This window comes from Vibrio mediterranei (assembly GCF_013364395.1).
In the GTDB taxonomy this organism is placed as follows: Bacteria; Pseudomonadota; Gammaproteobacteria; order Enterobacterales; family Vibrionaceae; genus Vibrio; species Vibrio mediterranei.
On record NZ_JABXGK010000001.1, the window covers coordinates 2,102,055 to 2,115,053 of the forward strand.

Here is a 12,999-nt window from a genome sequence, read left to right on the forward strand (position 1 = left end):
TAGATAGGTATGAAGCAAAGCATTCCCCCAATACCCATTTTCATCCAAGATTGCGGGTTCCACTCAGCTCTAGGACATACACCTGAAGGTGTAAGACGGAGCTTGTCTCAAGGTTATTGCAACCATATGGAACGCGACCATGGATTGTTGAATTCGGGAAAAGAGACTGTCGTAGGACGCGTTAAAGAAGCACTACCTGAGCTTCCCGCCAAGCTTAGCCGCTACGATTCAAGAAACAATCGATTGGCGCTTTCTGCATTGCAACAAATAGAAGACAATGTGCGAGCCGCCATTAATCATTATGGTTCAGAGCGCGTCGCCGTCATTGTAGGGACCAGCACATCTGGGATTTCCGACGGTGAGATGGCTTACACTGAAATATTGGCTACAGGCCAATTTCCAAAAGAATATCATTACACCAAACAAGAGCTGGGTAACTGTAGTGACTTTATTGCTAAGTACTTTGGCATCAAAGGTCCTTGTTATGCGATTTCAACAGCCTGCTCTTCCAGTGGGCGTGTATTCATCACAGCGAAACGACTACTCAAGTCAGGGCTGGTAGATGCGGTTATTGTAGGCGGCGCAGATACGCTATGTGCACTAACACTGAACGGATTCAATAGCTTAGAAGCGCTATCCAATACGCTTTGTCGTCCATTCGATGCAGATCGAGATGGAATCAATATTGGTGAGTCCGCCGCCTTTATGCTGCTTGGTCATCAACCATTAGACACCGATAACAAGCCAATCGCTTTGCTAGGGGCTGGTGACAGTTCTGACGCCCATCATATCTCAGCGCCTCACCCGGAAGGTCGTGGTGCGGAAGAAGCAATGCAAAAAGCCCTAGCAGATGCTCAATTAAGCCCTGCAGATATTGGCTATATTAATGCCCATGGAACCGCGACACCATTAAACGATAGTATGGAAAGCAAAGCCATTTCTCGTGTTTTCGGTACTAACGTGCCAGTCAGCTCTACCAAGCCATTCACGGGCCATACACTTGGCGCAGCCAGTGCAACAGAAGCAGCGATTGCTTACCACATACTCAAATCGGATTTGTCTTTGCCTAAGCAATCCTGCAAAAACAAAGCACCCGACATCGACATTAGCCTTGTGGAGACTGACCTCAAACTCAATGGAAAAGCAATATTGAGTAACTCATTTGCCTTTGGCGGCAACAACATCAGTCTTATTTTTGGAGAATGGAATGACTAATTTTCCAGACATCGCCGAGCTGCTTCCTCATGATGCACCGATGATTTTGGTGGACCGTTTGATTGATGTACAAGAAGAGTCTGTGCACTGCCAAGTGGATATTGGTGAGCACCAATTGTTTTTTGATAACGAATCTAAGACCACTCCCGCATACGTCGGTATCGAGTTCATGGCACAATCTATCGCTGCTTGGTCAGGGTTTCATGCCAAACAAAAAGGTGAGACACCGCCCATCGGTTTTCTATTAGGTAGCCGACGTTACCAGGTTGATTGTGACCGTTTTGAGCAGGGACAAACTCTCGATGTCCATGCAGAGAAAGTGATTGAAGATAGTGGAATGGCGGTATTTTCTGCCCGACTTGAGCTTGATGGAGTTCAACTTGCTTCATGCCAACTCAATGTTTACGTGCCATCTGAACAAAAATTAGAAGAAATGAAAAATAGGAACTCCCAATGAGCCGACAAGTTTTAGTCACTGGTGCCAGTAAAGGTATTGGTAAAGCCATTGCTATACAACTCGCTAATGATGGTTTTACCGTCGCCGTGCATTACATGGGCGATAAACAAGGCGCTCAAGCAACGCTATCAACCATCGAAGCGAACGGCGGCAATGGTCGCTTGATTCAGTTTGATATCAGCAATCGTGCGCAATGTCGTGAGCAAATTGAGGCGGATATTGAAGAGCATGGTGCGTACTACGGCGTGGTCAACAACGCGGGAATTACTAGAGATACCGCTTTTCCGGCAATGACGGAACAAGAATGGGACGGGGTTATTCACACTAACCTAGACAGTTTTTATAACGTACTTCACCCTTGTGTAATGCCAATGGTTCAAAAACGCAAAGGCGGCAGAATCGTCACTCTTGCATCGGTATCAGGAATCATGGGTAACCGCGGGCAAACGAACTACAGCGCTGCAAAAGCTGGCGTCATTGGCGCGACAAAATCGCTTGCTCTAGAACTGGCAAAGCGCAAAATCACGGTGAACTGCGTAGCACCTGGTTTGATTGACACTGGAATGGTGGACGAACACGTGAAAGAGCACGCGATGCCACAAATTCCACTCCGAAGAATGGGTGAGCCTGAAGAAGTGGCTGGTCTGGTAAGCTATCTGATGTCTGATATTGCCTCTTATGTCACCCGCCAAGTTATCTCTGTTAACGGAGGCCTAGTATGAGTCGCCGTGTTGTTGTGACAGGAATGTCTGGCGTTACCGCTTTTGGCAACGACTGGGCGGCGGTCGAGCCGAAGCTTCGCGCCTGTGAAAACGCCACTCAATATATGCCGAGTTACGAGCAATATGACGGGTTGAATACTAAATTAGCCGCACCAATTGATCAGTTCGAACTGCCAAAGCATTATAAACGTAAGCAAGTGCGCGGTATGGGGCGTGTTTCTAAACTCGCTACTGTTGCTACTGAAAATGCATTACTGCAATCAGGGCTTATAGGCAAAGACGTTCTAACCAATGGGCAAACTGGTATTGCTTACGGTTCTTCTACTGGAAGTACCGATGCCATTGGTGCATTTGGTGTGATGCTCAATGAAAAGAGTACTAAGGCCATCACCGCAACTACTTATGTTCAGATGATGCCCCACACTACCGCGGTTAATGTTGGCCTCTTCTTCGGCCTTAAAGGTCGCGTCATTCCTACCAGTAGTGCTTGTACATCAGGAAGTCAGGCTATTGGCTATGCTTTTGAAGCTGTCAAACATGGCTATCAAACGGTGATGGTTGCAGGCGGTGGCGAAGAGCTCTGCCCAACGGAATCGGCCGTCTTCGATACGCTATTTGCCACCAGTTTAAAAAACGATGATCCAAAGTCCACGCCGAGTCCTTACGACTCAAGCAGAGACGGCTTAGTTATTGGCGAAGGTGCTGGCACATTGATCCTTGAAGATTACGAACACGCCGTTGCTAGGGGTGCGACTATTTACGCCGAGATCATCGGTTTTGCCAGTAACTGCGATGCTGCACATGTAACACAGCCTCAAATGGAGACCATGCAAATCTGTATGGAGATGGCGTTACGAGATGCCGGTATCACCGCCGATAAGATCGGCTACGTTTCTGCCCATGGAACCGCTACAGAGCGTGGTGATATCGCAGAAAGTAACGCAACAGCCAATGTCTTTGGCAACATTCCTATCAGTTCTCTTAAGAGCTATTTTGGTCATACCTTAGGGGCTTGTGGTGCTATTGAAGCCTGGCTTAGTTTAGAGATGATGAACTCTGGCTGGTTTAGCCCAACGTTAAACCTGAACAGCCTTGATAAAGAATGTGGTGCATTAGATTACATCACCGGCGAAGGACGCAATATCGACGCTGAATACATCATGAGCAATAACTTTGCTTTTGGTGGTATCAATACATCGATTATTTTTAAGAAATATAAGTAGACGTTCTACGCGTCATACATACAGTTAGTCGCTATTAACCTCCGCTCAGTTCATTGAGTGGAGGTTTGTTGTTTTTAGTCCTCATACACTCTTTTGCTTCCCATAACCATTAGTCTACCTGACATCATTATTCTGTCACAAATAGACATACTGATATTTATCGCTGTGATATCAGCTATCGCTCCCACTGCATTGTTGGTCCTTAGCTCGCTATCTACAATGCGCCTCAGACACTAAAAGCCCACAAACAATGAGGCCATTATGAAAAAATCCATTCTAGCTGTTTCCGTATTATCTATCGTTTCTGCACATGCATTTGCAGATTACGAGTCAGTAGAGACTTACCAAGGTAAACCAGCAACTTCACACACTATCGAAGCCAACAATGCGCTCGCCAAAACACTTCCATGGAAAGATACCACCGCGTTTGATCGTTCTAAGCGAGGTCTAATAGCCGAGTTTGGTGACCATCGTGCAGGAGAGCTAAAAAACCGCATGGCTCACTTAGATAATGATGAAATCCCGGCCTCGGTTAACCCTTCGATCTGGCGACAAGCACAGATGAACTTTACGTCAGGCGGTCTGTATCAAGTCACTGAAGGTGTGTATCAGATTCGTGGTGCAGACCTTTCAAACATGACTATCTACAAAGCAAAAACAGGCTACATAATTCACGACCCTATGGTAACGGCTGAAACCGCACTAGCAGGTTGGGAGTTTGCGAAAAAGCATCTTCCGAAAATCAACGGCAAGCATAACATCGTAGGTATGATTTACTCGCATACGCACGTTGACCACTTCGGCGGCTCGCGTGGTATTTACGAGTCAGGTGACTTTGTAGAAGGTGCTCCTATTATCGCACCGGTAGATTTCATCCGTGAAATGGCGGACGAAAATGTATTAGCGGGCAACGCTATGGGACGTCGTTCAGCTTATCAATACGGCTCAGAACTGGGTAACGATGTCACTGGTATTGTTGATAATGCACTGGGCATGGGCTTATCAAAAGGTAATGTTACGCTCGTAGCGCCAACTCAGTACATTGAAGAAAGAGAAGAGACCGTTGATATTGGTGGGCTAGAGTTCCACTTTATCAATATGCCAGGAGCAGAAGCACCCGCAGAGATTGTTCATTACATCCCAGAATACCGCACACTGCATACTGCAGAACTGACCTATGACGGCCAACACAATATCTATACCTTCCGCGGTGCTAAAGTCCGTGACTCGTTAATCTGGACTAAGTACCTGACAGAGCTGAAAATGCGATTTGTAGACTCTGGATTAGTCGACAGTATTCACGCGGCTCACTCTGCTCCGGTGTGGAATGATAAAGGGAATGAAATTTCCGACTACATTACCCTTCAGCGCGATAACTATGGATTTGTCCATAACCAGTCGCTGCGCCTTGCTAACCACGGTGTCACCATTAATGATGTTGGGCGTGAAATTGACAAGATCATTCCGAAAACGCAGCAAAACAACTGGGCTTCAAGAGGTTACCACGGCTCCTACTCGCATAATGCACGTGCTGTTGTGAACATGTATTTGGGTTATTACGACATGAATCCAGTTAACACCAATCCACTGACTACAGTTGATAAGTCATGTACCTATGTTAACGCTGCTGGTATCGATACCTTCATGAAAGTCGGCCGAGAACATTTTGCGGCGGGCGAGTATCAACAAGCCTCTCAACTGCTCAATGATGTCGTGATGTGTAATCCCGATAACAAACAAGCACGCGAGTTGTTAGCTGACAGCTTTGAGCAGCAAGGCTATCAGTCAGAAACCATGGCGTGGCGTAATAGCTACTTACAAGCTGCGGTTGAGCTTCGTACCAACCAAATCGGTGAAGGAACTAAAGTAGCATCGGCGGATGTTATCGCCAACACACCAACTTCGAGTTTCCTAGATTTCATCGCCGTGCGCCTCAATGCTCCTAAAGCAGAAGCACTAGGTTTAGAATTCAATATGAATGTGGTTCATCCGGACGTTCAAGAAACCTATTACGTTGAAGTGTCTAACGCCAATATGGCAAGCCTTGAAGTCGATGAAATAGTGAAAGATACCGATACCACCCTACGCATCAACAAAACCGATTTGACCAAGGTGGTGTTAGGTCAAACTACGCTTGATGAGTTGATTAAGTCCAACAAAGCTCAAGTTGAAGGTGATGCGAACACGCTCAAAGATTTGGCTAGTTCGCTAGATAGCTTTAAGCAAGGTTTCGAAATTATGCCTCTGGCTAAATAACTCTCTCGTCTAGAAAGTATTATCTAAAACAACAAAGGTAGTATGCAGCTGGCAAACTCAAACGATACAGTCAATGCATACTACCAACCTACCCTTCCTCTTCAATATTCCATACCAATCTATTCATATCACGCTAGCTAATGAGGCAATCAGTCCTTTTTAGACCATGTTGTTCATCTTTTTAATTACTATCATACGCTCGAAAATTCCGTCTTTTTAGCACTACGATTCTGATATGAAAATTGCAGACCTAAAACTGTTCACAAAAGTAGTAGAACTAGGCAGTTTTACTGCCGCGGCCAATGCACTTGATCTGCCTAGAGCCAATGTCAGTCGACGAATCAATGAACTCGAAAAGGCAGTAGGGTCGCAATTATTTCACCGGACAACCCGCAACCTATCGCTGACAAACAGTGGTAGCACCTATTTTGACGAAATTACCCAAGCCATAGAGTTGTTCGACCGTGCTCAACAATCACTGTCCAGTTCTAGAGATATGCTTACAGGGAAAATTAAGCTCGGAGTCCTACCCGAGACTTATGACCTTCTGCAGCCTATCTTGTTCGAATTTCATGACAAATACCCTGAGATTCAACTCGACATCCGCAGTATCAGTAACGGATTCAATGAGATTTTTCAGCAGGGTTTAGATATCGCTATTCACGGCGGAACCATATTCGACTCTGATATTGTTGCCCGAAAAGTGATTCAATATCGCCGAGCATTAGTCGCTTCGCCTGAGTATGTTGAAGAGTTTGGAGCTCTAGAGTCGTTAGACGAACTTGACCAACATAAGTGTATTTGTTTTCGCTGGCCTAGTGGTGATATCGACAGCCAGTGGCACTTTGATTCAGGTACCGCTTCTGTGAAAGCAAGTTTAATCGCCAACAGTGTCGGCTTTATTAAAGGCGCGACCATAAGGGGCCGAGGTATTAGTTTCTTACCGACAATGATGATACAACGAGAGCTAAAACAAGGAACGCTCGTGCCTTTGCTACCTCAAGAAACAGCCATAAAAGAAGATGGTTGGCTACTCTACCCTCAGCCAAAAACATTGAATAAAGCCAGTAAAGTGCTCATCGAGCACCTCTCTTCAGAAATACCGCGCCTCAATCAATTGTCATAATTTTTATGACAGTAAGTCTCATCAGAGACGGCTTATTTGAACACTGTTCAATATTAAGATAGCTCCATTATTACGGAGCTATCTATTATGAAAACAATAAACACAATCACACTCTGCATCGCAACGTCCATCGCGTTGCTTGGATGCAATCAAGCCAAGGTGCTAGAGCAACCTGAACCAAAACAAACCACTTTACAGGTCATCAGACTCAATAGCTTAGAAGATAATTCAACCAAGCATTTTAGTGGTGTAGTCCGTGCTCATGATAGCGCTAACTTGGCATTTCGAGTTCCCGGTACGCTGAGCGAAGTTCACGTACAAGCAGGCGATAGTGTTAGAAAGGGTGACGTAATTGCTCGCTTAGATCCTCATGACTATCAAGTAGCACTCGAAGAACTAGAAGCAAAGATGCTTGAAGCAAAGTCAGCTCACAAACTAGCAAAAGCCGAGTTAAAACGGGTTAAACAAGCAATCGCTGACAATGCGATTGCCAGTGTAAATTTAGACCGTGCCACGAGTGGTTATGAACGTAGCCTTTCAGCAGTGAAAGTCGTCAATAAAAACATTCAGAGAGCCAAAGACACATTAGGCTATACACAGTTGGTCGCACCTTTTGACGGTATTATCGCCAGCGTAGAATTTGATGCCCATGAGCAGGTTCTACCCGGTATTGCCGTAGCAACCATGCAAGATAACTCCGCATTGGACGTTGAGATTGATGTGCCAGAAAATATGATCGACCAGTTTAGTATCAACGATTCAGGTTCTATTAGCTGGTATCAATCAGACACTCCTATCAACGGGTATGTCACCGAGATAGCTCCACTTCCTCATCTGATCAAACAGACCTATACCGTTACCTACACATTGGACAATGCAAACCAACATCTCTTCTCGGGCAAGTCCGTTACGGTGTCATCAAAAACAACGGTGGCTAAAGATTCATTCTGTATTCCCTACTCGGCGCTAGTGGGAGAGAAAGAGGAACTACATATCAATGTGGTACGCAATAACGAGGTGGTCTCGACACCCGTTGAACTGAGATCTTTAGATGCTTATCAAGCTTGTATCTCTGGAAATGTGATAGGCGACGACTACGTAGTAGTGAGCGGATCTTTCTATTTAAAAGATGGTGATGTAGCAGACAAACTTGTACTTAGGGATCTATAGGACATAGAACATGATTAAACTCGCCGAATTCGCCATTCGACAAAAAACATTTCTGTTGTTTTTTATCACGCTTAGTATCATCGCTGGCATCTATTCTTATTTTGATCTTGGTAAACTAGAAGACCCAAGCTTTACCGTAAAAACCGCGGTTGTCGTTACCTTATATCCAGGAGCATCGGCTGAACAGGTCGAGAAACAGGTGACCGATACGGTCGAAACCAAGCTGCAAGAAATGGGGGAACTAAATCGGTTACGATCACTGTCTCGCCCAGGCATGTCCATGGTATTCGTAGACCTTAAAGAAAGTCTGAACTCCCAAGACTTACCTCAGCAATGGGACATACTTCGCAGTAAGGTACAAGATGTAAAACTGCAGCTCCCTGCTACAGCGCAAATCAGCCTAGTGCAAGATGAGTTTTCCGAAGTCTATGGCATGTTGTTTGCCATTCATAGCAACGATGCTCAGCCGAAAGAACTTCGTCGTTATTCAGAAGAACTCCAACGTCGTTTAAAAACCATAAAAGGCATTAAGAAAATTGAATTACACGGTGTCCAACCACGTGTGGTCTATATCGACCTTCCCGATGAACGCCTTGCTCAGTATGGCTTGTCTGTAGCTCAAGTTTGGAATCAACTTAATAGTACCAATACCACCTTCGAAACGGGTAAATTCGATGCTGGTTCAGAACGTATTCGAATCCACCAAGGTAGTGAATTTCAATCTCTAGCCGATATTCGCAATCTCGTAATTAAAGGCGGGGTCAGTGAGTTTGGCACTGGGCTTATTCGACTCGGTGACGTTGCAGATGTCACCATGGGCTATCAAACACCAGCACTTACAGAAAACCGCTACAACGGACAAGCTTCGGTCACATTGGCAGTAAGTCCAGTCCCGGGGATTAATGTCGTGTCGTTAGGCGATACGATCCAAGATATTATCAATGACTACCAAGCGAGCTTGCCTCTTGGGGTTGATATCTCGACTATTGCATTTCAACCTGACGAAGTACAAAAAGCTATCGACAACTTTGTCGGCAACCTGTTAGAAAGTGTTGCGATCGTCTTTGTGGTGCTACTGATCTTCATGGGTTTTAAGAGTGCAACAATTGTTGGCGGCAGTCTTCTTCTGACGATACTGTTAACGCTTATCTATATGAACATCAACGATATAGATTTACACCGAGTATCCCTAGGTACGTTTATCTTAGCACTTGGGATGTTAGTAGATAACGCCATCGTTATCACTGACATGATGATCGCAAAGTTAAATAAAGGTGTTGAGCGAACACAAGCGGCGTTAGACTCTGTTAAGGAAACTGGTGTTCCTTTATTGGGTGCGACTATTATCGCCATCATGGGAGCAAGTCCAGTTCTATTCTCGAAAACGGACGCTGCCGAATTCGCAGGCTCAGTATTTTATATCATAGCGTCTTCACTCTTACTCTCTTGGCTTGTTGCTATGACATTCACCACTCTCATGTGTTGGCTGTTCATCAAACCTAATTCAGAAAGCAGCGAAGACAAAATGGCTCGCTACAAACAATGCGTAAACTGGACAGTCGATAATCCAAAAAAAGCGCTAGCAGCATTGATTCCATTAATTGCGGTTACCGCAATGGCTGTTCCGTACATTGCTATTAACTTTATCCCACAATCAGATCGCCCAATTGTATTCTTCGACTATTGGCTACCTAATGGAGCCAAAGTAGAACAAACCTCAATAGATATGAGGAAAATGGAATCCTGGCTGTTACAGCAACCAGAAGTGGAGAGCATCGCCACAGCAATTGGTAGTAGCGTTCCTCGATTCTCTGTGACGGTTGAACCAGAACCGTTTGACCCAGCTTACGGTCAAATACTAATTAACACCAAAGATTACCAATCAATATCTGCACTTGTTGCACGTGGTGATGCTTGGGTAGAGGAGCAGTTTCCTAATGCGGAGCCTCGATTCCGAGCCTTGAAGCTTGCCACCGCTGATAAATACGCGGTCGAAGCTCGCTTCTCTGGTCCAGATGAAGCTGTACTACACCAACTCGCTAATCAAGCTAAAGCCATTATGGCCCAGCACCCTGAAGCGAAGTACGTACGAGACGATTGGCGCCAACAAAGTAAGGTACTGACTCCAATTATTAACCAAGATAAAGCGCGCCGTGCAGGCATCAATCGAACCGATATCGCCTTTGCCATGAAGCGCGCCTCGGATGGCATGCCACTTGGTCAAATGAACCTCAATGATGAGTTAATTACCATTCAGCTTCGTGGTTCTGAACAAACCATGGCATCACTAGAGACATTACCCGTTAAATCCATTCTTGGATTGCACAGTGTTCCACTAGGGCAAGTTGTGGATGGCTTCGAGTTAAAAGCCGAAGAGAGCATGATTTGGCGTCGTGACCGCGTGAAAACCATCACAGCTCAGGCGGGGGTTGAACGTACCAGCACTCCTGCGAGAGTTCGAAATGCCATTAAAGACCAGATTGAAGCAATTGAGTTGCCACCTGGCTACACAATGACGTGGGGTGGCGAGTATTACGACGAACACAAAGCAGTGTCAGACATTTTGAAGCAGCTGCCTAAAGCACTGCTCATCATGGTGATTATCCTCGTCGCGATGTTTAATGGCTTTAAACAGCCTGTGATTATTCTTTCTACGATTCCATTAGCAGCAACAGGTGCCACCTTTGCCCTACTTGCTTTTGATAAGCCATTTGGTTTCATGGCGCTCATCGGTGCCGTAACGCTCATGGGTATGATTATTAAAAATGGCATCGTGCTCATGGATCAAATTGAACTAGAAAGGCAGAACGGTTTGGGACTTTCCGAAGCCATTAAGTCAGCGACGATTAATCGTACGATGGCTATATCTATGGGCGCATTAACCACGGCCTTGGGGATGATCCCACTGCTCAGTGACCTGTTATTTGATCAAATGGCCGCAACCATTATTGGTGGACTGGCAGCCGCAACGGTGTTGTCACTATTTGTTATGCCAGCTCTTTATCGCTTGACCTACAAAGAGACACCAACAACAGCAAAATCATCGACACACGGCACTATCGTCGCGTCAGAACAAAAGGCATAAAACATGAAAACGCATCACTCACGTAAATGCCTACTTAAGGCGATAAAACTTGCTCCTTTGGCTCTCGCAATAACATTAGCGGGCTGTGCTGTTGGGCCTGATTACACAGAACCAACGATGACTCTATCAAACACTTACTTATATAGTAGTAACAAGCAACAAGCTGAGAACGATTACTGGTGGACAAGCTTTAACGACGACTCACTAAATCAAATGGTACAAGATGTGCAGCGTCAAAATATCCCGCTTAAAATGGCAGCCGAGCGGATAAAAATGGCCAACAGTTATCAATCTGTAGTGAGCTCTTTTAAAGTCCCTACTGTTAACATTGGGGCGGGCTACTTTAACTATCAGTTGAGTAAGAATGATCCCCTGTTAGGTCCAGCATTAAACCCTATCGGAGACTCGCTGCCAACTGGCACACCTTTAGACTCCACAACCTTGCTAAATAATCAGCATGATGGCGTGTTTGCTGGCGCTAGCATAGGTTGGGAAATGGATCTGTTTGGGCGTATCGACAGACAGTCGAACGCCGCCAAGATTCGTGTTGAACAAGCAGAAATCTACCGCAGTGGGCTCAATACCCTAATTACCGCAGACTTGGTGCACAACTACCTACAGTATCGTGGCGCTCAAGAGAGAATGGCGTTGATTGACGCAAACTTGGCCGACCAAACTAAGACATTAGAGCTAGTAAAGAAACTGGTAAAAAGTGGCTATGGCTCTGAACTCGACTTAGCACAAGCTCAAACTATGCTGGCTGCAACTGAGTCGGTTATTCCACAACTGGAAATCGCCCAACAAGTTCATAAACAACGGATGGCAACTCTATTAGGTGAACCTCTTACTCAAGTCGATATTCGCCTTGCTAGCAGTGCTGGTCTGCCAAGTCTAGAAGGTGCTATCCCCGTTGGCCTGCCATCTGATCTTCTAAAACGTCGCCCAGATATACGCATTGCTGAGCGTGAAATGGCTGCGTTAAACGAAGAAGTCGCAGCTAGCATTGCCAATCGTTACCCCAAGTTTTTCCTAACTGGAACTCCGGGAGTATCGGCAAGCAGCTTTGATGATCTATTTGATTCTGACTCTGTTGGGTGGGCTGGTGCGGTTGGCGTGAGCTGGAACGTGTTTGATGGAGGAAGAGGCGAAGCACTGGTTGAGTTGAACGAAGCACGCTTTGACGCAGCAGTACTTGGCTACGAACACTCGGTCAACACTGCAATCACCGAGGTCGACTCTATGCTGTTTGCGTATGGGCGAAGCCAGCAAAATGAGCAACGTATTCAAGAAGCACTAAACGCCTCTGACAACGCATTAAGTAAAGCACAATCATTGTACAAAGCGGGCCTTATCAACCATCTTGCATTGCTCGATGCACAACGCCAGCAGCGTATTATGGAAGATAGATTACTAGCGGCAAGGTTGCAGACCGCACAAGTGACAGTAGGAGTCTTTAAATCACTAGGCGGAGATTGGCAGCTTCCTAATTTAGTACCAGAAGACGCTTAACATATTGCATTATGAAAGAACGCGGATGACTGAATCGCTGCGTTCTTTCATTTCGTAAAGTACAACAGTTCATTACTGACAGGCTATCGTGAAAGAATGACACTTAGCTACTAGTCAGTTGAGGTCACTACATCAAAGCACTCTTGCTTAACCCGAGAGCGTAAAATCTTCTAGATAATATTTCTCGAATGTTCAGTATTTTCAGAACGATTATTTCGAATTAAAGGAGTGGGGTC

Annotated in this window: 9 protein-coding genes; all 9 read left to right on the top strand. The window is 45.5% G+C overall.

The genetic code is table 11. The annotated features are described in order from the left end of the window. The first annotated feature begins 9 nt into the window (after window positions 1-9). Window positions 10-1,215 (top strand): beta-ketoacyl-[acyl-carrier-protein] synthase family protein, encoded by a 1,206-nt coding sequence (locus HOP38_RS09820; RefSeq protein ID WP_198557966.1) that lies wholly within the window; start codon window positions 10-12, stop codon window positions 1,213-1,215. Next, the gene (locus tag HOP38_RS09825; RefSeq protein ID WP_198557968.1) at window positions 1,208-1,672 is read left to right on the top strand and encodes a hotdog family protein; all 465 of its coding nucleotides are present in this window, start codon (window positions 1,208-1,210) and stop codon (window positions 1,670-1,672) included. Before HOP38_RS09820 ends, HOP38_RS09825 begins: the two co-directional genes overlap by 8 nt. Then, a complete protein-coding gene (locus HOP38_RS09830) occupies window positions 1,669-2,394 on the top strand; it encodes a 3-ketoacyl-ACP reductase FabG2 (protein WP_006071869.1) in 726 nt (241 codons plus the stop codon). Before HOP38_RS09825 ends, HOP38_RS09830 begins: the two co-directional genes overlap by 4 nt. Then, window positions 2,391-3,617 carry a beta-ketoacyl-ACP synthase gene (locus tag HOP38_RS09835; RefSeq protein ID WP_198557969.1) on the top strand — a complete coding sequence of 409 codons (1,227 nt, stop codon included), beginning with the start codon at window positions 2,391-2,393 and terminating at the stop codon, window positions 3,615-3,617. Before HOP38_RS09830 ends, HOP38_RS09835 begins: the two co-directional genes overlap by 4 nt. Window positions 3,618-3,878: 261 nt before the next feature. Continuing rightward, window positions 3,879-5,873, top strand: a complete 1,995-nt coding sequence (locus HOP38_RS09840) for an alkyl/aryl-sulfatase (protein ID WP_198557972.1) — start codon at window positions 3,879-3,881, stop codon at window positions 5,871-5,873. Window positions 5,874-6,108: 235 nt separating this feature from the next. Beyond that, window positions 6,109-6,999: a LysR family transcriptional regulator gene (locus tag HOP38_RS09845; protein ID WP_063603842.1), complete on the top strand. Its 891-nt coding sequence runs from the start codon at window positions 6,109-6,111 to the stop codon at window positions 6,997-6,999. A gap of 87 nt (window positions 7,000-7,086) precedes the next feature. Beyond that, window positions 7,087-8,169: an efflux RND transporter periplasmic adaptor subunit gene (locus HOP38_RS09850; protein WP_198557973.1), complete on the top strand. Its 1,083-nt coding sequence runs from the start codon at window positions 7,087-7,089 to the stop codon at window positions 8,167-8,169. Window positions 8,170-8,179: 10 nt separating this feature from the next. Beyond that, window positions 8,180-11,254, top strand: coding sequence for an efflux RND transporter permease subunit (locus tag HOP38_RS09855; protein ID WP_198557974.1), 3,075 nt, complete (start codon window positions 8,180-8,182; stop codon window positions 11,252-11,254). Between the two features lie 3 nt (window positions 11,255-11,257). Further along, a complete protein-coding gene (locus tag HOP38_RS09860) occupies window positions 11,258-12,763 on the top strand; it encodes an efflux transporter outer membrane subunit (RefSeq protein WP_198557975.1) in 1,506 nt (501 codons plus the stop codon). The last annotated feature ends 236 nt before the right edge of the window (window positions 12,764-12,999 follow it).